Origin of the sequence: Cupriavidus lacunae (assembly GCF_003353055.1) — a bacterium.
In the GTDB taxonomy this organism is placed as follows: Bacteria; Pseudomonadota; Gammaproteobacteria; order Burkholderiales; family Burkholderiaceae; genus Cupriavidus; species Cupriavidus lacunae.
The window spans coordinates 1-23459 of the sequence record NZ_QKWJ01000102.1 but is presented as its reverse complement, the minus strand read 5'-3'; the positions used below and the strand labels follow the sequence as shown (position 1 = coordinate 23459).

Annotated in this window: 22 protein-coding genes and 2 pseudogenes; 3 read left to right on the top strand and 21 right to left on the bottom strand. The window is 63.0% G+C overall.

Annotation, left to right across the window (positions count from 1 at the left end; all coding sequences use genetic code 11):
- The coding region (locus DN412_RS37685; protein WP_133303146.1) for a tripartite tricarboxylate transporter substrate binding protein at nucleotides 1-772 on the top strand (772 nt) is incomplete at its 5' end.
- A gap of 295 nt (nucleotides 773-1067) precedes the next feature.
- On the opposite strand, the pseudogene DN412_RS37680 reads toward DN412_RS37685, so the two are convergent.
- From DN412_RS37680 to DN412_RS37595, 18 genes and pseudogenes are all read right to left on the bottom strand, one after another.
- Nucleotides 1068-1379, bottom strand: a pseudogene (locus tag DN412_RS37680) (transposase); the annotation flags it as partial.
- A 326-nt stretch (nucleotides 1380-1705) separates the two neighbouring features.
- Nucleotides 1706-4642 (bottom strand): Tn3 family transposase, encoded by a 2937-nt coding sequence (locus DN412_RS37675; RefSeq protein ID WP_115216193.1) that lies wholly within the window; start codon nucleotides 4640-4642, stop codon nucleotides 1706-1708.
- A gap of 255 nt (nucleotides 4643-4897) precedes the next feature.
- A complete protein-coding gene (locus DN412_RS37670) occupies nucleotides 4898-5641 on the bottom strand; it encodes an SDR family oxidoreductase (protein ID WP_115216192.1) in 744 nt (247 codons plus the stop codon).
- A 160-nt stretch (nucleotides 5642-5801) separates the two neighbouring features.
- Nucleotides 5802-6125 carry a putative quinol monooxygenase gene (locus DN412_RS37665; protein ID WP_115216191.1) on the bottom strand — a complete coding sequence of 108 codons (324 nt, stop codon included), beginning with the start codon at nucleotides 6123-6125 and terminating at the stop codon, nucleotides 5802-5804.
- A gap of 57 nt (nucleotides 6126-6182) precedes the next feature.
- Nucleotides 6183-6488, bottom strand: a complete 306-nt coding sequence (locus DN412_RS37660) for a DUF1427 family protein (RefSeq protein ID WP_115216190.1) — start codon at nucleotides 6486-6488, stop codon at nucleotides 6183-6185.
- Nucleotides 6489-6703: 215 nt separating this feature from the next.
- Complete coding sequence (locus tag DN412_RS37655) at nucleotides 6704-7324, bottom strand: flavodoxin family protein (protein WP_115216189.1); 621 nt, start codon at nucleotides 7322-7324, stop codon at nucleotides 6704-6706.
- Nucleotides 7325-7694: 370 nt separating this feature from the next.
- Nucleotides 7695-8561 (bottom strand): NAD(P)-dependent oxidoreductase, encoded by an 867-nt coding sequence (locus DN412_RS37650; RefSeq protein ID WP_115216188.1) that lies wholly within the window; start codon nucleotides 8559-8561, stop codon nucleotides 7695-7697.
- Between the two features lie 4 nt (nucleotides 8562-8565).
- The gene (locus tag DN412_RS37645; RefSeq protein ID WP_115216187.1) at nucleotides 8566-9630 is read right to left on the bottom strand and encodes a maleylacetate reductase; all 1065 of its coding nucleotides are present in this window, start codon (nucleotides 9628-9630) and stop codon (nucleotides 8566-8568) included.
- A gap of 64 nt (nucleotides 9631-9694) precedes the next feature.
- The gene (locus DN412_RS37640; protein ID WP_115216186.1) at nucleotides 9695-9985 is read right to left on the bottom strand and encodes a YciI family protein; all 291 of its coding nucleotides are present in this window, start codon (nucleotides 9983-9985) and stop codon (nucleotides 9695-9697) included.
- 54 nt (nucleotides 9986-10039) lie between these two features.
- Nucleotides 10040-10957 (bottom strand): NAD(P)-dependent oxidoreductase, encoded by a 918-nt coding sequence (locus DN412_RS37635; RefSeq protein ID WP_115216185.1) that lies wholly within the window; start codon nucleotides 10955-10957, stop codon nucleotides 10040-10042.
- A 30-nt stretch (nucleotides 10958-10987) separates the two neighbouring features.
- On the bottom strand, nucleotides 10988-11524 hold the full coding sequence (locus DN412_RS37630) for a VOC family protein (RefSeq protein ID WP_115216184.1): 537 nt from the start codon (nucleotides 11522-11524) through the stop codon (nucleotides 10988-10990).
- A gap of 27 nt (nucleotides 11525-11551) precedes the next feature.
- Entirely contained in the window at nucleotides 11552-12499 is a 948-nt protein-coding gene (locus DN412_RS37625; protein WP_244222999.1) for a sugar ABC transporter substrate-binding protein, read from the bottom strand.
- A 49-nt stretch (nucleotides 12500-12548) separates the two neighbouring features.
- Nucleotides 12549-13544, bottom strand: coding sequence for an ABC transporter permease (locus tag DN412_RS37620; protein WP_244222998.1), 996 nt, complete (start codon nucleotides 13542-13544; stop codon nucleotides 12549-12551).
- Between the two features lie 8 nt (nucleotides 13545-13552).
- Nucleotides 13553-14518 (bottom strand): ABC transporter permease, encoded by a 966-nt coding sequence (locus DN412_RS37615; RefSeq protein ID WP_115216182.1) that lies wholly within the window; start codon nucleotides 14516-14518, stop codon nucleotides 13553-13555.
- A complete protein-coding gene (locus DN412_RS37610) occupies nucleotides 14511-16028 on the bottom strand; it encodes a sugar ABC transporter ATP-binding protein (protein WP_115216181.1) in 1518 nt (505 codons plus the stop codon). Before DN412_RS37610 ends, DN412_RS37615 begins: the two co-directional genes overlap by 8 nt.
- A 40-nt stretch (nucleotides 16029-16068) precedes the next feature.
- Entirely contained in the window at nucleotides 16069-17478 is a 1410-nt protein-coding gene (locus DN412_RS37605; protein WP_279635298.1) for an amidohydrolase family protein, read from the bottom strand.
- Nucleotides 17475-17795: a Dabb family protein gene (locus DN412_RS37600; protein WP_279635297.1), complete on the bottom strand. Its 321-nt coding sequence runs from the start codon at nucleotides 17793-17795 to the stop codon at nucleotides 17475-17477. Before DN412_RS37600 ends, DN412_RS37605 begins: the two co-directional genes overlap by 4 nt.
- Before the next feature lie 22 nt (nucleotides 17796-17817).
- Nucleotides 17818-18684, bottom strand: a complete 867-nt coding sequence (locus DN412_RS37595) for an intradiol ring-cleavage dioxygenase (protein WP_115216178.1) — start codon at nucleotides 18682-18684, stop codon at nucleotides 17818-17820.
- Nucleotides 18685-18794: 110 nt separating this feature from the next.
- Here DN412_RS37595 and DN412_RS37590 point away from each other — a divergent pair, with 110 nt between their 5' ends.
- Entirely contained in the window at nucleotides 18795-19709 is a 915-nt protein-coding gene (locus DN412_RS37590) for a LysR family transcriptional regulator (protein ID WP_115216177.1), read from the top strand.
- A gap of 408 nt (nucleotides 19710-20117) precedes the next feature.
- Complete coding sequence (locus DN412_RS37580; protein WP_208647737.1) at nucleotides 20118-20627, top strand: helix-turn-helix transcriptional regulator; 510 nt, start codon at nucleotides 20118-20120, stop codon at nucleotides 20625-20627.
- Between the two features lie 24 nt (nucleotides 20628-20651).
- On the opposite strand, the gene DN412_RS37575 is transcribed toward DN412_RS37580, so the two are convergent.
- The 3 genes and pseudogenes from DN412_RS37575 to DN412_RS37565 all read right to left on the bottom strand — a co-directional run.
- Nucleotides 20652-20810 (bottom strand): hypothetical protein, encoded by a 159-nt coding sequence (locus tag DN412_RS37575; RefSeq protein ID WP_167471181.1) that lies wholly within the window; start codon nucleotides 20808-20810, stop codon nucleotides 20652-20654.
- A 129-nt stretch (nucleotides 20811-20939) separates the two neighbouring features.
- Entirely contained in the window at nucleotides 20940-22433 is a 1494-nt protein-coding gene (locus tag DN412_RS37570; RefSeq protein ID WP_115216173.1) for a mechanosensitive ion channel family protein, read from the bottom strand.
- Between the two features lie 640 nt (nucleotides 22434-23073).
- Nucleotides 23074-23259, bottom strand: a pseudogene (locus tag DN412_RS37565) (Rid family hydrolase); the annotation flags it as partial.
- Nucleotides 23260-23459: the final 200 nt, after the last annotated feature.

Genomic DNA, 23459 nt, shown 5'->3' with positions numbered 1-23459 from the left:
CAGCGCAGCATCGCCGCGCTACGGCGCCGCGCGACTGCCCTTGGCTTCCAGATCCATCCCGTGGGGACAGCTTCATGATAATGGCCCCCTCACGGTAGTCGTCTTCAATTCGTTTCTCTGGAGAACGCCATACGATGCGCTGAAGGATCTTCGGCCTCTAACAACGATCGCCTTCATGCCATTGGTGTTGATGACATCGGCAGAGAAGGGCCCGGCAACGCTAGAGGAATTGATGCGGCGAGCGCGTCGGCCGGACGCGAGGGTCAACTACGGCTCATCGGGTATCGGCTCGCTCGCGCATCTGACGGGGTTCGAGTTTGCCCGTCGCGGCAAACTCGACATGACGCACATCCCTTACCAGGGCGGATCGCTGGTCGCCACGGGTCTGCTCCAGGGCGATATCCAGTGCAGCTTCGTAACGTCCATCGAATCGGCATCACTGGTGCAATCGGGCAAGATGCGGGTCCTTGGCGTGGCGGCACGCCACCGCCTACCGTCGTTGCCCAATGTCCCGGCTATTGCCGAGGAGTTGCCGGGGTTCGAGAGTGTCTTGTGGTTTGCAGCGTTCGCGCCGAAAGGCACGCGCGAGGACGACGCGAAGCGGCTTCGCGACGCATTGGTCAAGGCGGTAGAGAGTCCGGAGTTTCGGAAGTACCTGGCCGACCATTACGCGGAAGCCAAGGCCAGTACGCCGGAAGAACTGACGCAGCTTGTCCGGCGGGACATGCTTCATTGGGCTGACGTCGCCCGCACGGCCAGAATTTCCATGTAGGGCCGCAGTTGGCAGTCTGCCTGTCAGACGCCGCAGCAAGTTCTTTCCGGCGCGCGCCGGTGATGGCTGTTTCTGCCTACGTCAGCCAGGTCTGTCGCTGCGATGGTGCCCAGTGGAGTCAGGGGTGATTTACTCTAGCAGGCTGTTGAAACGCACTCCGTCACGAAGGGCGCAGCGCAGCTAAACACGACTCGACATGCAAATGGCCGCCAAATTCCTACCATGCCATGCAATTGGGTGCCCCAATTCCGGGGCGCGCCAGCATGGCGCCGTGCGGCAGCCCCGCTTTGGCGGCTCATTGCACCGCTCCTCGCGGTACCGCACCCAGTATTCGTGCGATTCGGGTCAGATTGCTGGCAATCATCGTCAGCTTGAAGTGCTGGTCCACGCGTTCGAGGCCACGATACACGGTTTGTCGAAGCCGTCCGACCGTCTTGCCCCAACCAAAGTGCTCTTCGACGCGTTTGCGGATGACCTGACTCACTCGGTATCCCTCGTGCCGCGAGGTACGGCCATCGATTGCGCTGCCGCCAGCTCGCGCGTCGTTGCGTGCCACATGGGGCGTCACCCTGCGCGCTCGGCAGTCTTGAACAAAGTCGTGCGTGTCGGTATCCCTTTGTTTTCGATGCAATTTACCGGGATAGCTACCCCAAGCATTCATGCGGGTTTCCGGCTGATGCTCGGAAGATATCCCCATAAAATCAATCACTTGCTGACTGGTCCATTTTCCGCATCCACAGATACCGATCTGTAGCATGGGCGTGGCGGTAGGGAAGGGCGGTCAGCCTCCGAAAAGCGGAGTCGGAGCCGACGAGCGGATGACGGCAAGCGCTCGGCGGTCAGGGGAGGCATGTCGCCGGTGTGACTATTGCGGAACCCAGAGGTATCAGTTCTTTGGTACAGCCCTCTGAGCCGCTTTCAAAGCAAAAACGGTTACGCCGTACGCCACTGCGAAGATGAGTCGGACTGGAACGCCGCAGTGGGCATGAGCCGATGCGCATAGCGCGCGATGGGGAACTCAAAAGTGCCCCGCAGATTGATTCCCTCGAGATGCGTCGGACCGATATGCCGAAGGTCCTCAGATCGAGTCGCCTCGCGGCTAATTCTCTCGAGGACGTCCCAGCTGCTTTGCATGTGCATCGTATTCCAAGCCATTACTGAATTGGATAGCAAGGTCAAGGCCGATGACACTGCCGCCAGCGACGCGTCATGGCGCGCCAGCTCGATCGGTATCTTGCCGGAATGGATCGCTCGCTGGAGAATGTGCACCGCTTCACCGCGGTTCAACACGTGCTGCATCTCATGGCGAAATGCGGTATTCGTGAAATAGTCGATCAGGAAGATCGTACGAAACAACCGTCCGAGATGCATGCCGGCCTCATAGACTGGCTGTCCACGCGCCGCTACCCCAAAGCGCGAGAGTGCCTGGACTGCGGTGCATTGCCCGCTTTGCACGGACGCCGCAATCCGCACCAGCTCGTCCCAGGCGGACTCAATGAGGCTCAGTCGAACATCTGCATCGGTGACGGCAGCCAGTTCGCCAGGCACATTATGATGCCTGGGAACATGCAGACGTCTGTCGCGCAGGTGGGACAGTCGCGGACAGAGATCGAAGCCCAACAGCCGTGACAGACTCATCGCGAAATCTGTAAAGCCATGGGTATCGACCGCCAGCTGCGCCACGTCTTCCGATCCACTCTGGCGGATGACGCCCTCGATGGCTGCGCCGGCTTGCCGCTCGTTTAGCAGTATCGGCTGGTCATAGAAGATGCCCCAGCGGTCGCGGACATGCGTGTACATGCCGATCGATGCCGTGCGTCGGCGCGGATCGGCCCGTGCCCGCCAGACCGTGCGCGTGGTCTCCAGCGACATCATGTCCGACGACGCCAGATCGGCGCGTCCCCAGTGCTGAGCGATCGAGTGCTGGTGCATGAAGACCAGGACAGCATCGGCAGCCTGACGCAGTTTTCGCTCATCTGCGATGCGATGCATCATCTGCCGGATTGCGCTGGGCGACAACTCTGGCACCATGCGCGAGAGGTCTGCCGCCGACATCGACGTGCCGTGCGCCAGCACCGCGGCGTAGACCATCAACAGCTCGCTGCGCGAATGCGGTTCCCGGCCCAGCAGGAGCCAGCTGAAGTGCGTGCTGCTGTCAATTTCCAGCAGGATTTCCGGCAATTGCCCACCGGGGTGCCGCTCGAACAGCGCGCGTCGCAGCGCCTCCACGGAGGCTTCCGGTTTCATTGCCGTGAGCGGATCGATATGGATCGCGCTATCGATTTTCAGCTCGCCACACTGGACAGCGTCGCGCAGCCTGGCGAGCCCCGCATCCAAATGTGCCACCACGGGCTCGAGGAATGTCTTGGCGTCCTGCGGCAGCTTGAGGTGGCCGTAGAAGTGATTACGTCGGGCTTGCCAATCCTCGTTGGAAATCAGTAGTGCCGCTTGGCTACGGTAGGCGAAGCTGTGGTCTAGGAAGGCCGAGCCATTACGCAGCGCCACCCGCAGGGCAAACAGCGTCCCCCATTCGAAGGCAGCCAGGGATCGCTTGCGATCCTGGCCCTCCAATGCTGGCTGCCAGGCCCGTCCCAATCGAATCGTCACCTTATCGGGCAGCCAGTCGGCCTTGCGCGCACAGAGCTTGCGCAGCACCTCCATGGCCTCGATCACCGGGTGGGCCGACTGGGCGGCGAATGGCAGGCGAACCAGCCTGCCCAGCATGGCCCTGGCTTGCCGGTGTCGTGACAGGAGTTGTGCGCGGATCAGACTGGCTCGGCTTGACAGATTCTGGGAGGTCGCCGCATCGGCCAGGGCGCCCAATTGCTGGCGAAGGGCTTCTCGTGTCAGCGTCTCGTCGGCAACCAGCGCCTTGACCGCAGCGGCGAATTCCCGCAGCTTGACGCCAGGATCAGGCCGGCCGGCGTCGATCAGGCGTCCCGCATCGTTGATGGACTTGCGAATCCAGTGCCGCAGCATGGACGACAGCTGATCCGTGGCCGCACACAACGCATAGCGCAAGAAGCATGCGGCTTCCAAGCGGCGGGACTGTTGCGCAACCCGCTTGCTGACTGACGCCGGGCGATTCGCACAACGCCGCGCGTAGTGGCGAACTACTGCCTCATTGCAGACCGCCGGCCAGCTTTGGTGGACGCCCAACAGGTACAGCCGGTCGATCTTGTCAAACAGCTCGCCCATCTGATGCGTGGAATTACGCAGCGGAACCGCCCACAGCCATTGCTGGAGGCTAGTGCGATCCCCTGACGGCCGAGGGAGCAAGTTGCCCCACGCGTCGAGTGAGGCCTCGCCGTAGGCTTGCATCAGCGCTTCAGCCAGCGCTGCCTCGCAGGCATCCACCGCCTGACTAATCAGCCGCTTCAGCGCCCTGTCGTGCGGGATCAGGATGCGATGCTCGTACAGCCAACGTTTCAGTTCGTGCAGCAGATCACTGCGGCTCGGTTGGCCTGCCAGGCACTCCTTGAGCCAGCGCGTCACGTAACGCCGCTGATGCTCGGCCATCGGGCTGAACCCGAGGGCTTGATAGGCCAGCATCTGGTGGTCCACCAGGGTATCGGTGCGCCCGTCATACAGCGCGCCCAGCGTGCCCATATCAGGCGGCGTGATGCCGAGTTGCGCGCCAACATGGGCCCAAAGGAATTTGGGTACCTGCTTGTAGGCATCGAGAGTGCGCCCAGTCATGCGGACAAAGCCGATGTGAACGGCGCAGGCCAGGCGGTACAGGTGGCTGCGCCGCGCGTCGATCAGGGCCCGCTCCTTGGCGGAGAACGTGAAGAACGTGGCAAGCTCGAACTCGCTGAGTTCGCGCGGAATCTGCCGCATGCCGAGATACGCCAGTTGCCAGTGATCCATCGCGCTTTCTCCCAAGCGACTATTTCTTCTCGGGGGCTTTGGCTAAAGGGTGTGTTCCCCTCGTCCCGTGCTACGCCTGCGGATCCCAAGCAGCCCGAATGACTGTCCGTTCAGGATAGTGGTGCGGGACGAAGGGGTGCAGTCCAACGAATTCACGCTTCAAGTCATGAGACGGTCAAGCTAGCGCCGGTTCTAAGACTGCCGAGGTGAGGGGCGACGGAAGCGTTCGGGGGTTCCGGCGTCCAGATGAAGAATTCACGCGTTGAAGCCGCCGTCTATCGTCAAGCTCGCGCCCGTCACGAAACCCGCTTCCGGGCTGGCGACGTAGGCCACCATGCCAGCGATCTCCTCGGGCGTGGCATGCCGTTGTAGCGCCATGAGCCCATGCAGCGCAGTGGCGAATTCGCCAGACTGCGGGTTCATATCGGTGTTGGTGGGTCCCGGCTGGATGTTATTCACGGTGATCTCGCGTGGGCCAAGATCTCGTGCCAGGCCTTGCGCCAGGCCTTGCAGCGCGGACTTGCTCATCGCGTAGGCGGCCCCGCCCGGGAACGGCATTCGCTCGGCATTGCAGCTGCCGATGTTGATGATTCGACCACCCTTGCCCATGTGCGGCAGCACAGCTTTGGCAGCGACGAAGATGGCCCGCACATTGACATCGAGCGTCTTGTCGAAGTCTTCCAGAGAGAAGCTGTCGAGCGGCCCCATCAGCAGGACGCCGGCGTTGTTGACCAGGATGTCGATCCTCCCCAAAGCACGCGCGGCCTCGTCGATGGAGGCGGTCAGCGCGCCGGCGTCGGCCACGTCGGCCTGAATGGCCAGCACCCTGGCGCCGCTCGCCTCGACTTGCGCCGCCAGCGCCTTGGCGGCGGCAGCCGAACTCTGGTAAGTGAAGGCGACCGCAGCCCCTTCTTGTGCGAGGCGCCGGACAATGGCCGCGCCGATGCCGCGCGAACCGCCGGTGACGAACGCTGCTTTGCCTGACAACGCTGTGCTCATGATGTTGCTCCTGTAGGTCAAGGAAGAAGGGGGCTCTCCGCTGCTGCGAAGGTCCGCTTCGGGAAAGCAACCCCCGGCTTGTCGGTAACCTTTGCATCGAGTCTAGTCAACGAAGCCGCGATACACGCGGCGGAAAAAGTAATCTTCTCGTCAGGTGACTTCAGTTTGCGGATTTCTGATAGGCGCGAACCGGCGTGAGGAACTCAATCGTGCGCGGCGCCTTCAACATAATGGCCAGTGCCGCTTCGTACTCGCTCCGGTAGGATGTTTTCAGGTGGTGATCCCTGAAATGCTGCTCGCTGCAGGCCCAGTTTTCATACAGGACGAGGGTGTCGGGATCTTCGATCGAGCGGTGGAGATACGTGTTGATAAAATCAGGCTCCTTCGACATCTGGTCGAGCACGTACAGCAGCTTGGATTCGAGTTCCGCGCGATGCTCGGGCTTGCCCGGCAGGTGGACGATAAAGGCGGTGGATTCATTCACGGTACGGCTCCAGGGAAGAAGGACCGCCGCCCTTATGCGGGGTCCGGCTAAGGGATTTCAGGACGTGCGATCGTGGTGTGTGTCGGCGGGCGACGGCGACTGGACAGACCAGAACGCTTGTTGCGCCGTTCGGCGAGCGGTAGCGCCGGTAAGCCCGGGGGTCTGTTGCGAGTAAAACAGTGCGGCACTGAAGGGCACACTGCTACCAATGCGCTTGGCCACAGGAACGACCTGCTCGCCGAGCAGGATGCCAAGCAGGACGACCAGTGCAAGCGTCGGAGGCGCAGGGGAGCGAGCGGCCAGGAGTGCATAGATGGCACCCGCCAAGACGCCGGCGACAAGCGAGAGGAAATAGGGTTTCATATCGCAGGTGCTGGTACCAGAATAGGCGGCAAGTGGCTGCGCGGCGTTCAGTGCATTGCGACGGGCGCCTGCGAGTCCGCGATGGGATTCGCGCATGACCCCGACGAAAGCCCAGCTTGCCGCGCCAGCCGGCGGAAACACCTCTGCGTTGGATGTTGCCGCGTCCCGTCGGGCCTGGATGTACCGCCTCGGGTTCCAGGACGAGCCGGCGCGCCTTAGGCTGCTTCTTTCAGCTGCGCAAGCGCGCGCCGGCCAGCCACCAGTTGCTGCGCCACTTCCGCCACGCGCGCCCCCAGGTGTTCGGCGGTGCGCAGGTCGGCCGGCGGCGGCGCCACTTCGGCGCTGACATCGGCATCGGACTGCGCGGCCGCCCCCAGGAAGAAGCCATGGCGATTGAGGGTGTCCTCGGTCGACTTCGAGTTGTTGTGGCCCGGGGGCAGGCCCAGGTTGACCCAGTGCATGCCGTGTTGCGCCGCGAAGACGGCGATCTGCTGCAGCGTGGCCAGCTTATCGCCCGAGCGCGAGGCCGCGTTGGTGAACCCGGCGGCGACCTTGTTGGCCCACTTGCCGCCCTTGGCGAAGACGTTGCGCGAGGTGGCGTCCATGAAGCCCTTGAACTGCGCCGAGGCGCTCCCCATGTAGGTCGGCGCGCCGAAGATGATTGCGTCCACCGCCTCCAGCGTGTCCCAGTGCTGGTCGATGTCTTCGACCGGGATTAGCAGGCTTTCCGAGCCTGCGAGGCTGCCGGCGCCCCGCGCCACGGCCTGAGCCTGCCTGGCGGTGTGGCCGTAGCCGCTATGGTAGACGATGGCGACGCGGATGAACTTGGAAGTCATGATGCTTACCTCAATAAATGTGCAAGATATTTGAATCTAGCCCGCACGAAGATGGCTGGGCTTGGAACTAGTTTAGGCGCCAAACGCCAGAGATTGCACTGAAGATATCAACCAGATATTGAATTAATTTGAATATTGGCCAAAGTCCATATCCAAGCTTGCCGCTCGGCGCCCAGCGCTCGCCCTAGCGACTCCAGGCGAAGCTGTGAGGATCGAGCCAGAGGCATGGGGAAGCAGTCTCGCTGTGCCGGGGATGGAATCCCTCGGCATGCTTGCGATCAGGTATGGCCACATTGCCATCATCGATCTGGGAAAGCTGCTTATTCTCCGTGCAGGCGAGCTGAGAACAGGCCCCACCATATGATGCGGCCTACGACAGACCTGCCGCGCGTTCGGCGATCTTCAGCACGGCGGCGTAGTCTTCGCAGGCGAAGCCTGCGTGGGCCGCGTCTTCCTGCTGCGAGAGCACCTGCTGCGTCAACGGTAGCGGCACCCTCAAGGCCGCTGCCGCGCCCACGATCAAGCCCAGATCCTTGCGCATCTGCGTCACCGTGAACGTCGGCGAGAAGTCGCGCTCGGCCAGCTGCACCGACTTGGCCTTGACAATGGGTGACGCGACGGCGCTTTCCGTGATCACCTGCCACATGTCGCGCCAATCCAAGCCCCCTTTCCGGCCCAAGGCCAGGCCTTCCCCGAGCATCGCCGTGGTATGCGCGATCATCAGGTTGACCACCAGCTTCATCAGCCGCGCCTGTTCGCCGTCACCGAGGTAAAAGCGTCGCGAGCCCCAGCAAGCCAGCAACGGCTCGAGCCGGTCATACAGCGCCCGCGGGCCCGATGCCATCACGGTAAGAAGCGCCTTTTCCGCCATCGGTGCGTTGCCCGATACCGTGACGCGCAGATGCTCGACGCCAATCCTTGTGACGCGCTCGGCCGCGGCACGCGAGGCCTGTGGGGAAACCGTGCTGGTGTCCACCCACGCCAGCTTCGGGTGCCCGGCTTGGACGACCACATCAGCCACCGCCATCAAGGCGGCGTCGTCTGGCAGCGAAGAGACGAGCACGTCGGAGCCGGCGAGTGCCCCACCCAGACCGTTGGCGAGCACCAAGCCGGCTTCTTGTGCCCTTTGGCGCGCAGCCTCCCATGCGTCGACGGCACACACATCGTGCCCCGCGCGCCTAAGGTGCAGCGCCATCGGCAATCCCATCTTGCCAACAGCGGCAAACACTAGCTTCATGGCATCAGTCCTGTTCGGCGGGCGCACCGTCGAAGGCGCGCTCAAGCAACGCCAGGACGTCGGCATGCGCGAAGGGCCGCGGGTTCCAGTACGAGTTCTGGCAAGCCAGCTCGGCGGCTTGCGACAGGTCTTCGCGCTTCATGCCGATGCTCGCCAGCGTCAGCGGCGCGCCGCATTGCCGCGCAAGCTCCTGCAGGCCGTTGCCGGCCGAAGACGCGCCGATCGCTCGCGCGATGCGTTCCGCAACTGTGGGCACGGCCGGCGCGTTATAGCCGATGACGTGAGGCAGCACCACGGTGTGCAGCTCGGCGTGCGGCAGATTGAAGCTGCCACCCAAGGTGTGGCACAGCTTGTGGTGCAGGGCCATGCCCACACTACCCAGCACGTTGCCACTGAGCCAGGCGCCATAGAGCGCGTCGCTGCGAGCGCCGCGATCCGTGCCATCCTGGGCCAGGATGGGCAGAGCAGCGGCCAGCGCGCGTAGGCCCTCTTCGGCCATCAGCGCGGCGATCGGGTTGACGTCTTGCGCATAAAGGCCCTCGGCGGCATGCGCCATGGCGTTAATGCCGCTGGTGATCGTCATGGCGCTTGGCAGCGTCATCGTCAGGTCGGGGTCGTAGATCACGGTACGCGGAAGCACACGCAGGTCGCGTCCAGTCTTCTTCACGCCAGCCACTGTGATGCCGTAGATGGGCGTGACTTCGCTGCCGGCGTAGGTCGTGGGCACGGCGAGGATGGGCACGCCGGAGTCGAGCGCGATGGCCTTGCCGAGGCCGATGGTCGAGCCACCGCCCACGGCCACACACACATCGGCGCCCCGCTCGCGCGCCACCTCGCGCGCCTGCACGGCCGACTCCATCGGCACGTGCATCACGGCACCGGCGTACACGCCAGCACCAACTTCGCCCAAGGCGTCTGCCAGTTGGCTGGCCAAGGCCGTCTGTTGCGGCGTGCACAGCACCAGGGCGCGCTTGGCGCCCAGGGCCAGTACCTCCGTCTTGAGCTGCTGCACGCTGCCAGCACCGAAGATGACGCGGCTCGGCAGGGGAACATACGAAAACGGGTTCACGGAATATCTCCTTCGATGTGACTGCGCGCGGCCCCGGCATCGTGCCTCGGCCACAAAACTCCCTCTAGCCTTGCCGACGCAGGAAAGCGCTGATGCTCACCTGCGCCCAGATGCCGGCATGCTTGAACGGATCGGCCTCATGGAACGCCTGCACACGTTGCCGGTTCTCGGCTTCGAGCAGGAAGAACGAGCCACGCATGGTTTCCCCGTCGTCCTGCACCAAGGGACCCGACATGACGATGTGCACCTTGCCTTCGCGATTGGTCTGCTCCAGGTAGGCCTTGTGCGCGCCGTAGTTAGCCAGGCGGCGCGGCAACGCGTCATCGACGTCAATAGCATGGATAATGAAGTACATGTCACCCCCTGCGTTAGAGTACCTGCACCACCTCGTCAAAGATGAGTGAGGTTGTTATGCTGATGCGGTGTTGGAGTTGCAAGCAGCGTCGTGGCGAGCCGGCAGGCCAGCCTTGCGCCGGATCTGTTCGCCGAGGAAGGCCCAGTCGTGCTGACCGTGCCCAGATGCCATCGCTTCAAGGAAGTGGTCCCGCAGCATGCTGCCCAGCGGCAGCGGTGCTTGCACGCCCTGCGCGGCCGCGAGCGCGAGCCCCACGTCCTTCAGGCCCAGGTGCAGCTTGAAGGCTGCAGGTTGGAACGTGCCGGCGTTGATCAAGTCGGCGTAGATGTTGTAGGCTGGCGCCGCGAACAGCGTGCCAGTCATGATGTCGGTGAAAACTTTGGGCGGCAGGCCGCTCTTCTCGACCATTGCCATCGCTTCGCCGAGCGTCTCGATCACGCAGGCGATCATGAAATTGCCGGCGATCTTGACCAGGTGCGCCTGCACCGGGTCTTCGCCCACTGGCCACACCCGTTGTCCAATGGCGGAAAACAGCGGCTGCACCATTTCGATGGCGGCCGCTGGCCCGCCGGCCACGATGTTGAGCTTTCCCGCCGCCGCCATTTCGGCGCGGCCGAATACCGGGGCACCGATGTAGGTTAGATGGTGCTGTGCGTGCAATGCCACCAGGCGTTGGGCGGCAGCCACCGACACCGTGGCCAGGTTGATGTGGATTGCGCCCCTGCTAGCAGCACGCAGCACTTCGGCAGTGATGACCTGCTCGACGGCAGCGTCATCTCCCAGCACCGACATCACCACAGGCGCACCCGCGAAGGCCTCGGCGGCCGTGGCGCAACGTATGGCACCCGCGGCCACCAGCGTGTCGGCGGCCGCTGGACTGCGGTTCCATACCCATACCTCATGCCCGGCCTTTAGCAGGTTGGCGGCCATGGCCGTTCCCATCGCACCGAGCCCGATCACACTGACTTTCATGCTGCCTCTCCTCTGTTGTTGATGTGGATCTCAGGCATGTTTCTCTTCGATGACGGGATGCCAGCCCGGCATGTTCGAGAAGGTCTCGGTGTAGTGGTGTGAAAAGCCTTCGATGATATTGCCGAACGGGTCTTCGCAATACACCAGCTGGTAGGGGCGGTTTGGCAGGAATTGCCACACCTTGGTGCGCTGCTTGCCACCGTGGGCCACTACCCGCGCGGCCAGGCCCTCGAGGTCGGGGTCGGTCACGCACAGGTGGAACACACCGCCTTGCCAGTAGCGGAAATTGTCGTCGGGCATCTCTACCTCGGGGTCAAGGAACTGGAACAACTCCAGCCCCACGCCGTTGGCGGCCACCACGTGCGCCTGGTAAGCCCGGCCGAACCTCGGCCCGAAGATCTCGCGCACTTCAGGCACCTCAGCTTTGTATTCGAGCGTGCGGCGAAAGATCAGGTGGAAGCCCAGCACTTTCCCGTACCAATCGATGGCGCGGTCGATGTCGGGCACTGTAAGGCCAATGTGATTGAACGCGCGAGGTGCCAGCGGAAGAGAAGAAGTAGTGGTCATAGTGATGGTGTTGTGTTGCTTACGGGCTTACTTGACAACTGATTCCCAAGGCAGGCAGCTCATCTTTTCAGGTGCCATGTCCAGGGACTGGAAGTTGGAAGAATCGATGACGCGCGCCGGGAAGGCGATTTCCTTCGGCACCGGCTGGCCGCGCAGGCTGCGAACAGCGCTCATCACAGCGAAGCAGCCGTGCTGAAAGGCGTTGTAGTCGCCCGAGGCGAGCATCTTTCCGGCCTTGATGGCCTCCACTGCTTCCCTCGTGCCGTTGATGCCGACGACCAGCGCCTTGCGGTTGGCGCCATCGAGCGCTTCGATGGCTCCAGTGGCCATCGCATCGTTGACGGCCAGGATACCGTCGATCTTCGGGTTCGCCTGCAGCAGGTTCTCGGTGACTTGGACCGCCTGGAGTCGCTGGTTGTTGGCCGTCTGAGAGGCCAGCACCTTGACCTTGGGGAACTCTTTGAGCGCGTCCTTATAGCCGCGCAAGCGTTCGTTCGGCACGACTGCGCCCTTGACGCCCTCAAGGATCACGACGTTGCCTTGGCCGCCCAACTTGCGCAGCAGGTAACGCCCGGTGGCAAGTCCCAGGTCGTAATCGGCCGCGCCGACGAAGTTGACGAACTTGCCTTGCTCGGCGCGGTCCGTCATGTTCACGACCGGGATGTTCGCCTCATTCAGCTTCCTGATGGCGCCATTGAGCGCCTTGAAATCCACCGGCGTCAGGACGACGGCGCTGGGCCTCTTGACGATCACGTCCTCTATCTGGCTGATCTGCTCCGGGATGCTGTCGGCCTTGGTCGGGATGTAATGCACGACCGTGGCCTTCAACTGGCGGGCGGCCGCATCTGCACCGAGTCGCACGGTAAGAAAAAATGGGTTGGTCTGGTTCTTGGTGAACACGGCGATGCGCTCGCCGTCGGCCCAAGCCGGGCAGGACAGCAATGCCGCAATGGCCCCGATGGCCGCGACAAACAAGGAACGGTGTGCTTGAGTCATGATGTCTCCAGGTATGTTGAAATATGTCTCAGCGGCGATGTGAAAGGCGATCCACCAGCACCGCCAGCACCACCATCACGCCCATGACGAAGGGCTGCCAGTTTGTGTCCACCGACAATAGGTTCATGCCATTGATGACAAGCGTCATCATCAGGGCACCGATCAGCGTGCCGGTAAGCGTGCCCACCCCGCCGAACAGCGATGTGCCGCCGATGAGGGCCGCAGTAATGGCAGGCAGAGTCAGAGTCTCGCCGATGTCGCCCTCGGCCGAGTTCACACGCGCCAGGAAGACGAGGGCGGCAAGCCCCGCCATCGCACCGCTCATCGTGTAGACGAGGATCTGCCGCGAACGCACGGGAACCCCCGAAAGCAAAGCCGCCTCGGGATTGGCGCCGATGGCATAGGTCTGCTGACCATACGTTGTCATGCGCGCGAACAGCCCGCCGGTGATGAGAAACGCCACCATCAGGTACACGGGCACCGGGATGCCGGCGAGGTAGCCGCTGCCAATGAAGCGGAATGCACTGGGAAAGCCGGCGATCGCATCGCCATGCATGACCAGATAGGTCAGGCCCGTCAGCACCCACAACATGCCGTAAGTGGCAATGAATGGCGGCACACGCATGAAGCTGACAAGCATGCCATTGAGCAGGCCAGCGCAGGTGCCAGTACCGATGCCCACGACAAACGCCAATGGGATCGAGCCGGTAGCCTTGAGGGTTAGACCGGCAAGGCACGCCGACAAGCCAAGGTTCGCGCCCACCGACAGGTCGATACCACCAGCGATGAGCACCACGGTCAGGCCAGACGCGATAAGGAACAGCAGCGAAGCCTGGCGCAGCACATTGAGCAGATTCCCCTCGGTCAGGAAATTGCCGCTGGCCATCGCCAGTGCTGCACACAGGAGCGCCACTGCGACCAGCCTGTAAGCGATATCCGGGCCGCCCAGGAAGTCCAGGACGCGCTGACCGAGCGGCTCAGACGTGGGTGAAATGGTCATATCCTTCCGGGTGTTGATGTTCATGGGGGTGCTCATGAAGACTGCCTCTTGAGGCCATTGAGGAGGAGCGCCAGCAACACCAGTACACCGACGCTGATAACTTGAAGGGACGAGGGAAAGCCGAGCAAGTTGAGCCCGTTGCGCAGCACACCGATGGCCAGCACGCCCAGCACCGTCCCGAACAGCCAGCCATTGCCGCGCTCGAAGGAGGTACCTCCCAGCGCCACGGCCGCCATCGCGTCAAATTCCAGCCCGAGCGATGCAGTTGGATGGCCGGCACTCATGCGCGACGCGAACATCACGCTGGTGAGCCCCACCATCAGGCCCGAGAACGCATAGACACCGATCAGCACGGCTGCAACGTTGCCCCCAGCAAGCCGCCAGGCTTCACGATTGCCGCCCATCGCGAAAATGGCATTGCCGAACCGTGTGCGATACAGGATGAAGTGTGTTATCCAGTATGCGACGCCTGCGATGATCAACGGAGTCGGGATCCCCACCAGCGAGCTGCTGAACAAAGCTGGCAAGGCATCGCCAACGTTAGTAATGCTTTGACCGTCGGTCATGACCAGCGCCAACCCCTGTGCCATACCCAAGGTGCCCAAAGTGGCAACAAAGGGCGGCACCTGCAGGTAAGCGACCACGACGCCGTTCCACAAACCGGCCACCAGGCCGCAGCCGATCCCGATGGCAAACGCGGTGGGCAGGGAGGCGCCGCTGGCCAGCGCCGATGCCGCCACCATCCCCGCCAACGCCACCACGCCACCCATCGATAGATCGATACCCTCCGAGAGGATTACCAGTGTCATCGGCAGCGCGAGCAGCAGCAAGATCGAAGACTGCACGCCGAGGTTGGTCAGGTTTGGCCCAGTGAGGAAGGTGTCTGTCGTGACTGAGAAGGCCAGCGCCAGGACGACCAAGATGGCCCAGATCCCCGGAGCACGTTCAATGGCGGCGGGCCATGCTGCTCCACAACGCCGCAATACAAGATCAATCATGGTGCACCGCCAGTCTCATCACGTTTTCTGCTGTCAACTCCTGGCGTGACAGTTCGCCAACGATTGTCTTGTGGCGCATGACGTACGCGCGATCGCAAATATGAGTGATCTCCGGGAGCTCGGAGCTGATCATCAGCACAGCCTTGCCTTGCTTCACCAAACCATCGATTAACTCGAAGATCTCCGCCTTGGCGCCCACATCGATGCCCCGGGTCGGTTCGTCGAATATCAGGAGGTCGACGTCTGCCGACAGCCACTTGCCGATGACAACCTTCTGCTGATTGCCGCCGCTGAGGTTGCCAACTTTTCGCTGGGACGATGGTGTGGCGATGCGCAAGCGGGCGATCAACTCGGCGGCGAGCGTCGCAGCCTTGCGCATCGAAAACTTGCGCGTCGGGAAGTGCCTGTCGAGGCTTGAGACGATCAGGTTGTCCTGTACCGAGCGGATGAGCGCCAGCCCCTGCGTCTTGCGGTTCTCGGGGATCAAGCCAATACCGCAGCTGACCACCTTGGCGGGGTCGTTGGGCAGGGGCTTGCCAAGGTGAAGCACCTGCCCCTGTATGATCCGATCCGCGCCGAAGATGGCCCGAGCCACCTCGGTCCGGCCCGAACCCACCAGGCCGCTCAGGCCGACAATCTCACCCCGACGCACCACCAGATTCACGCCGCGCACGCCGTTGGCCGCACCCACCCCTTTCAGCTCGATGACCGCCTCGCCGGGCCGGTTGCAGAACTCGCGCTGATAGGTCATGTCCACCGTGCGGCCGACCATCAGGCGTACGATCTCGTCTGGCGATGCTTCTGCCGGCATCAAGGTCTTGATGTGCTTGCCGTCGCGGATGACCGTGATCCGATCTCCCAGTTCGAAGACCTCGGCCATTCGATGGGAGATGTAGGCCATTGCGACCCCTTTATGACGCAGATCGCGGATTACCTTGAACAGGCTCTCGACCTCTCGGTCGGAGAGTGCCGACGTCGGTTCATCGAGTACCAGCACCTTGGCGTTCTGCGACAGGGCCTTGGCGATCTCGACGATCTGCTGCTCGGCCACGCGCAGACGGTGAACTGGCGTGCGCACATCGATGGCGCTGCCGACCATGTCCAGGAACCCCTGGGCACGGGCATAAAGTGCCGGCAGGTCAATCTGCCCTGGCAGCAGGCCGCGCGGCTCGCGGCCGAGAAAGATGTTGCGCCCCACGTCCAGGTGCGGAACTAGCGACAACTCCTGGAAGATGACCGCGACACCATAGCGCCGCGCGTCCGCGGCGTCTGCCATCTTGGCCGGCTGCCCCTGGTGATAGAATTCCCCGGCATCTGCCGTGTGTGCGCCGCAGAGGATCTTCATGAGAGTGGACTTCCCGGCGCCGTTTTCGCCCATGATCATGTGGACCTCGCCCGGGTGCAGCGCAAGCGATACCTCGTCCAGCGCCTTGACGCCGGGGAAGCTCTTGCAGATACCACGCAGCTCTACTACCGGAACCGATGTGTCCGTTCTGGTGGGTGAAAGCATGTTGTCTCCTGGAATGCCAAATGTGGTGCTTCGTTATGAACTACAGCGCGTGCGCGCTCGACGGCGGGCTCCATTCCCGCGTCAGTCCGAGTTCAGCGAGGATTCGGTGTCCCGAAGCCGCGAGCCGCGAGCCCAACTCGGGCACATCGCCTCGCGACAGCCGGCCTTCGCGTTTCAAAAAGCGACCGGCCACCATGACGCTGTCGATGTCAGCGCTGTCGCACTGCAACACGAGGGTGGCATATGGGTCGTGCATCGGCGCGACCCCCAGGCGCTTGGGCCGCACGATCACGATGTCGGCTTGCTTGCCGGGGGTGAGCGAGCCGGTGCGCTCGGCTAGACCCAAGGCCCTGGCCCCTTCCGACGTGATCCAGCGCAGCGCGTCCCGCACCGGCACAGTGGAGGTGGCCGGGATTCCGCCGTGGTCGCGCCGGTGCTCGGCGTTATCCAATGCACGCTGGCAGGCTAAGGCCATGCGGGCCACTGAAAGCATGCTGCTGCCAACGATGCTCTCCAGATCCACGCCCAGCGATGGCGCGGCCCCCAGTGCCCGCAACCGCCCAGTGATCGGGAAGCCGTGGCCTTGGGTCATCTCGTTTTCGGGTGTCACCGAGAAGCTCGCGCCCAAGCGGACAAAACGCTCCAATTCGGCGTCGCCGAGATCATTACCGTGCACGATGTTCACGTTCGGACCGACGAGGCCTTCGGCGATCAGCGTGTTCCATCCTCCCGGCGTCTTGCCGACACCGCCGCCTTGGTGCATCGAGGCAATCAGGCCGAACTCGCGCGCCAGTTTCAGGTCGTGCCGGGAGACCTCGATCGTCGAATAGTGAGGGCCGAGGATGGCCATGCCCAGCGTAACAAGTTGATCTTCGCCGCTGAGCCGCTCAGCCAATCTGGCAATCTCGCGCCGCGGATGCGGGACTTCAGAGAAGTGCTTTTCGCCCGGCTTGGGTTCGGGCTTGGGCGAACCGTGAAAAAACACCGCGCGTATGCCGCTGGCTTGGAGTGCTTGCACGGCGGCATCCGTGTGTGCTGGTGTCGGGTTGTTGTGGCACCAGTCGCCCAAAGTCGTCGTGCCCACGTCCAACTGGCCGAGCGCTCCGCACAGTGTCGAGATGCCTATGTCAGCCGGCGAATACCGGGTCGCCAGGCCCTTGTGGACCCATTTGAAGTATTCGAGCAGCGTCCAGTCGGCCGCCACGCCGCGAAGGTTGGTCTGCCAGGTATGCATGTGCGCGTTGACGAAGCCGGGGCAGACGATCGCGCCCTGCGCTTCGACCACCGTGGCATCGTGGGGCGCGTCGACATGTGCGGCCACGGCAACGATCCGGTCGCCTTCTATGAGCACGTCACCCACCGGCAGGTCGCCCAAGCACTCATCCATCGTCAGTACAAATGCCCCGCGCAGCAGCGTGGTAGTAGACGGAGTAGTCGACTTGGAAGTCACGCCTTTGCCCCTGCGACAACGTAGTCCACCTGATACCGAGCGATGCGCAGCCCTTCCAACTCCTCGCGCACACGCAGGTGATCGGGATGCTTGGCGTATGCGTCCAGCGAAGCCTGGCTGTCGAACTCCGTGTAGAGCACCATGTCGCAGGCGTAATCTACCGCGCTGAAGTCCACGCCCACTTCTAAGTACTGCAAGCCCGGAATGCGGCCTCGCAAGGCTTCGAAGGCCCGTTTCACCTTGGTGGCCGATGTGGCTCTCGTTTGTGCCGAGTCGCCTGCCACCTTCCACATTACGATGTGCTTGATAGTGTCCACGGTGTGTATCGCTCCGATCGCTTCAGGCGCCTGCGCGCGCCAGCACGAAGTCGAAGTGCAAGACGTAGAAGGGTTGGTCGGTCCGGCTACCATCTGGTGCGGTGCCAGCTTCATGGCGTACCCAATCGGCCACCAGAGTAGAGCGCACGCCGAATACCGCGTCCGACTCGAGGTACTTGTCCCCCTTGCGGAATACGTGTGTGGTGAGCGACTGGTGACCTTCGGCCCGGATCAGAAAGTGCAGATGCGCCGGTCGCCAAGGGTGGCGGTTCAGCGCTTCGAGCATGTCGCCCACGGGTCCGTCGTGGGGAATGGGGTAAGGCTCGGCCAGGATGCTGCGGAAGTGGTAATTGCCGTCGGCATCGCTGCGCAGCACGGCGCGTGCCGCAAGTTGGTCTTTTCCTGTGTACTGCACGTCGTAGAAGCCGTCCTCATCGGCTTGCCAGACCTGAATTTCGGCATTGGCCACAATGCGCCCATCGTCTCCACGCACCGTGCCGCTGACATAGCAGGGAGCGCCTTTGGCGCCATTGGCAATATCCGCGCCCAGAGGCAACTCGGGCGCGCCGTGCACATAGAACGGCCCGAACACCGTGGCCTCGGTGCAGCCCGCGGGCTTGCGGTGGTTGAGTGCCATCACCAGAGTCGACAGGCCGAGCGTATCGGACAGCAGGATGAACTCCTGACGGTTCTCGTCGCACATCTGGCCAACGCGAGTGAGGAACTGGATCCCCTGCTGCCACTCCTCTTCAGTGAGTTGTGTTTCGCGGGCAAACGCGTGCAGGTGCTGTACCAGGTTGACCATCAACTCGCGCAACCGAGCGTCCTTCGCCTGCGCGTTGCGCTGAATCACCGCGCCGGTGATGGTGTCTTCGTTCAGGTTGATCATCGTTTCGCTCCGCCTGCGTTTGTCACTGTGGTCGTATAATAAAAATGGCTAGAAACGACAACAAGCCACCTTTGCGGGAACCTCAGTTTCGCAAATCGGAACGAACAAACATGGACCGTTGGACAGAGGTTGAGCTCTTTATCCAGATCGTCGAGCGCCAAGGGCTGTCCAAGGCCGGCATGGCGCTGGACATGTCCAAGGCAGCGGTGACACGGCACTTGGCCTCGTTGGAAGAGCGTTTGGGCACGCGGCTAATCGAGCGCAATTCACGCAGCCTGCGCGTCACGGAAGTAGGGCGACAGTTTTACGAGCGCTGCCGAGGCCTGCACGCCGAGATGCTGGAAGCCGAGCAGGCCATCAATGCCAGCACGTTGCGACCCACCGGCGTGCTCACCGTCACCGCGTCGCTGAGCTTTTCGATGTTGCACCTGGCGCCGCTGGTGCCGGCCTACCGGGCGCGCTTCCCAGATGTGCGCATCAACATTGTGGCCGCCAACCGCTACATGGATCTCATCGACAGCGGCATTGACCTGGCCATCCGCACTCGCGAGTACGAACCCGACTCCAGCATCACGGTGCGTAAGCTGGCCTCGACCCGGCGAGTGCTGGTGGCCACACCCGGATACCTGGCCGAGCATGGCACGCCGGGCTCGGTGGAAGAGCTGGCGAAACACCACCTGCTTCAGTACTCACTGGCAAACCGGGCCGATGAACTTCACTTTCGTCGCGATGGGCTGGAACGGGTGCTAAAGATAGAGCCATTGATGCAGGCCAACGACGGACAAGTGCTTCGTGCGGCCGCACTTAAGGGCTTGGGCATCCTGGTGCAGCCGAAGTACATCGTGTACGACGACATCGTGGCCAGCCGTCTGGTGCCCGTGCTGGACGATTATCGGTTGCCCGATCTGACGATCAATCTTGCCTATCCAAGCCGGAAGTACCTGTCGGCCAAGTGCCGAACCTTCGTGGACTTCCTGATTGAACACTTCAATGAGATGGACTATGAGCGCAAGTGGATGGGGTGATGCCGAGATCGTCCACACCACCTGAGGATCGGGACATGCCAGCGGCCTCGAGCAGGACCCTGCCTTGTGGGCCGTGCAGTCCGGATATGTTCAGTCACGCCTCAACCGGACGCGTGCTTGTCGCCGCCTAGCGAAGTGTTGCTAAGCCCGCCGAGGTTTCCGATTTTCACGCTCGACGAGGCTAAGCTGACGCCGGCCCTCGCTGTGCGCTTGTTATCTGTGGAACCGTTTTCCGGCGACACGTGCCACGTGTTGCGCTGGGACGGCATCGGGCCGCTGACCGAAGCCCCCCTCAAACTGTTAAAGCAGGCAAAAAAGACCTGTCAGCAAGTGACTGATTAGATTGAGGTTTCGGACGGGCATCGCCCGGAAACCCGCATGGCGCCTAGTGGTAGCTAACCCGGTAAATTGCATGGGAATCAAGGGGATCCCTATGAAGCGTTGTTCGGCATGACGCCCGAGTTCGGCGCCGCCGAGAACCGGATCGTCAAGGACGCGACCGGCTATCTCGACCGCCCGCTGCCCGGCGCGAGCGAGGACGTGGCGCGCCAGTGCGAGGCGCAGTGCCAGGCGATCCTCGCACAGCGCCGCGCGCGCGACGGATTGGCCGGGCGCCTGCGCGACCGGCTGGTCGCCCGCCCCGGCCACCTGGCAGACATGGAAACGCTGGCCGACGAACTGCACATGACGTCGCGCACGCTGCGCCGCCGGCTGGCGGAGGAGGGCACGACGTTCCGCCAGTTGCAGGAGGAGGTCCGCGAAACCCTTGCCGACGAACTGCTGGCGACGGGGCTGACGCTGGAGCAGGTGGCGGAGGCGCTGGGATATGGCGAAGTCTCCAACTTCATCCGCGCCTGCCGCCGGTGGAAGGGGGCGACGCCGCACCAGTACCGGCGCCAGCTTCGCGAGGGCCGGTAGCGTACGACGGGCCGGGAAGCGGCGTCAGCCGGCCTTCGCGTCGGTGGCGATGACGCCCGGACTGTCGCCGGCGATCGGGCCGAGGATGCCGCCGATCCGGCCAACGCCGTACATCCATGCCACGCCTGACGAACGCCCGCTGGTCGGGTAGAACATCGCGGCCAGCCCGCCCATCGAGAACATCGCGCCGTTCAGGAGACCGCGCCAAAACGGGGGGGAACGACCGGACCACCGCCGAGAGGCCAATGAGGCACTTGCAACGCGCGCACGGCTTCCGTTTTGCGAAAGTGCGCGAGCGCCGGCTGTCAGGCGTCAAGAGGTTATTTCTCGATGCTGGTCCTTTGGGCCGACCTCATGAAGGGCACGCATCTTAGCCTGAAGCCATTGCAGAAGGCCCATCGGCTTTACGTCCGGTATGACGTGGATCTGCGAAAGGGCATCGCTCGATTCCTTATGTTGGGACAGGAGACGGCACATCTCCGAGCCGACTTCCGGGCGAGCACGGAGAACTGGCGTCAGGTCGTCCTTGTCCAGCCGATAGAGAGCGGCGTTGGTGACTGTCCCGATCGCGACTTGCATCGGAATACCTGCAAGCACCCCGGACTCGCCAAATGCGTCGCCAGGCCCGAGGCGCACGATTTCCTTGTTCTCGCCGTTTTGCAGGCCGGTCACGGAGAGGACGCCTGTATCCACCAGCAGCAGGTAGTCGGTGACATCCGTGCTCGCTACGACGGGCTGTCCCGCCGCGTACTCATGCCGTGACATGCGCCCCGCCAGCTGCGAAAGCTCGACTTCATCCAGTGCCTGGAAGATATTCACCATGGACAGCAGCCGCACGCGTCGATCGGTACGCCCGATATTGTTGTAAGGGACAGCCAGCGGGCGCAGGTCAATGCCCGCTGACGCCAGATGCCGGTGGGCAAGATCAAAGAGCTGGTTGGCGGCAGCTGGCTTGTCAGCCATGGACGCGACGTAGCACGTCATTTCGTACTCGACGGCATTCGCGCTCATGCGCTTGACGACGACTGACGGCTCCGGCTTGTGCAGTGCGACCCTGCATCCCTTGATGGCGCGATCAAGCGCGTCCAGTACCCGTTGCGGGCGCGCTTCCGGCGTCACCTCAATGGTTACGCTGACACCATGCAGCTCCGACGGGCGGCTGAAGTTGGTGATCCTGGCGCGTGCGGTTGTGCTGTTGGGAATAACAACCAGGTTGCCCTGAGCGCTCAATAGGTGCGTGGCACGCCAGTTGATTTCGAGCACCCTCCCGTCGATGCCGTCGATGGAGACCAGGTCGCCGGGGTGATAGGGCTGGGTCGCATTCAGGACCAGGCCGGAGAACACATCGCCCAGCGTGCTCTGCACGGCCAGGCCGACAATGATGGCCAGCGCGCCCGACGTTGCCAGCAGGCCGGTCACCGGAAGCTCCAGAACGTACGCAACGGCCGCGACGGCGGCGGCCACGAAGATCAGTGCGCCGAATACATCCTGGAACAGACGTTCGCCTTGCCAAGCCCGGGGTAGGAACAGAGTGCCCAACATGATGCTGAGAACCCGGGCCCCCAGCAGCCACCAGATGATTCCCAGCGCCTGCGCGATGAAATGCCTTATCGGCTGCCCGGGGAATGGTGCAGCATTCAGCGGAGCCATGCCGCCATGCACCAGCACGATGGTCAGGAGGACAAAGATGGCGAGCCGGGCCAGTTGCCGATGCCGCATATGCGCCGGGGGGATAAGCCGCCAGGCAAAGACATCGCAGAGGACGACGCATGCGCCCAGGAACAGCGGATCCAGCAGGTAAGCCATGGCGGTCTGCCTTTGCGGCCGGTGGTCGTCCGGCGTTCGTTGGCGCGGTTGGTATCCGATGCCGCCGCGCGGCCGGCGCCCAAGAAGGGCGCCAGCACTCGCGGCACGATCTTGCTGCCTTCGGGGCGATTCCTGGTGCCCCACTCCTTGTACGCGTTAGGTAAGACCTGCCAGGCGTCCCCCTGGGCCGGGATTCCCGGGCCGCGCCAAAGACCGCTCCCGTGAGTCGGCCCGGCGTACGCCGTCGATACGGTCTTCGCCGAGTTGTCCAAGCATATCGCTCGCTACACCGATTCTCAATCCCTTCGAGATGCCGTAGGAAGCGGAGAGGTGCAGCGACAGCGCGTTCCTGGCTGGACGGCGCCGGCGCTCAGGGCGGGGCGGCGGCATGTTTTTTCCGCGGCGTTGGTACTTGAGCCTGCCACCTGACTTCAGACTTGTCGGCATGGGCGCGAAGATAGAAGACCACGGCCGTGACCAGCGTGAACGCCGCCAGCAGGAAGGCGGTAATTTCGGTCTGTACCCGGCCATGATAGTAAGGCTGCAGATCAGCTGGACCAGGATGATCGTCGAGAGCACCATGCCCGGAAAGGGCAGGCTGCGTGAGCGCACCTCCGCCGCAACTTTCGAAAGGTATGGGCTACACCGCCGCAGTCACGATGATTTCGACCAGCAGTTCTGGATGTGCGAGCTTCGCTTCGCAGGTGGCACGGGTGGGCACGGCATCCTCGGGGATCCATGCCTCCCAGGCTGCATTCATGCCGGCGAAGTCCTGGTCGATGTCTTTGAGCCAGATCTGCGCGGACAGCACTGTGCGTCGCGTACTCGACCAGCAACGGACGGTAAATGTCCATGTTGCGGTCGATGCCCCAGCGCGGGTAGAGCCCTATGAAGTAAAGGCGACGTCTCGAGCAATGCCCTGATCGCCACGGACTGTGCGCGCTGCAGGGGCGTCAGGTGATTGTCGTTCAGGGCGTCCGGGTGCAGTTCCTGCAAATGTTCGATGATGAGCGACGAGTCGGCGAT

Coding starts and splice junctions, on each gene's coding strand:
- DN412_RS37595 (WP_115216178.1), bottom strand. CDS start 18,684: ATGATCAACCTGAACGAAGACACCATCACCGGCGCGGTGATTCAGCGC.
- DN412_RS37590 (WP_115216177.1), top strand. CDS start 18,795: ATGGACCGTTGGACAGAGGTTGAGCTCTTTATCCAGATCGTCGAGCGC.
- DN412_RS37575 (WP_167471181.1), bottom strand. CDS start 20,810: ATGTTCTCGATGGGCGGGCTGGCCGCGATGTTCTACCCGACCAGCGGG.
- DN412_RS37630 (WP_115216184.1), bottom strand. CDS start 11,524: ATGACCACTACTTCTTCTCTTCCGCTGGCACCTCGCGCGTTCAATCAC.
- DN412_RS37610 (WP_115216181.1), bottom strand. CDS start 16,028: ATGCTTTCACCCACCAGAACGGACACATCGGTTCCGGTAGTAGAGCTG.
- DN412_RS37660 (WP_115216190.1), bottom strand. CDS start 6,488: ATGAAACCCTATTTCCTCTCGCTTGTCGCCGGCGTCTTGGCGGGTGCC.
- DN412_RS37640 (WP_115216186.1), bottom strand. CDS start 9,985: ATGTACTTCATTATCCATGCTATTGACGTCGATGACGCGTTGCCGCGC.
- DN412_RS37635 (WP_115216185.1), bottom strand. CDS start 10,957: ATGAAAGTCAGTGTGATCGGGCTCGGTGCGATGGGAACGGCCATGGCC.
- DN412_RS37650 (WP_115216188.1), bottom strand. CDS start 8,561: ATGAAGCTAGTGTTTGCCGCTGTTGGCAAGATGGGATTGCCGATGGCG.
- DN412_RS37620 (WP_244222998.1), bottom strand. CDS start 13,544: ATGAACATCAACACCCGGAAGGATATGACCATTTCACCCACGTCTGAG.
- DN412_RS37655 (WP_115216189.1), bottom strand. CDS start 7,324: ATGACTTCCAAGTTCATCCGCGTCGCCATCGTCTACCATAGCGGCTAC.
- DN412_RS37570 (WP_115216173.1), bottom strand. CDS start 22,433: ATGGCTTACCTGCTGGATCCGCTGTTCCTGGGCGCATGCGTCGTCCTC.
- DN412_RS37615 (WP_115216182.1), bottom strand. CDS start 14,518: ATGATTGATCTTGTATTGCGGCGTTGTGGAGCAGCATGGCCCGCCGCC.
- DN412_RS37675 (WP_115216193.1), bottom strand. CDS start 4,642: ATGGATCACTGGCAACTGGCGTATCTCGGCATGCGGCAGATTCCGCGC.
- DN412_RS37670 (WP_115216192.1), bottom strand. CDS start 5,641: ATGAGCACAGCGTTGTCAGGCAAAGCAGCGTTCGTCACCGGCGGTTCG.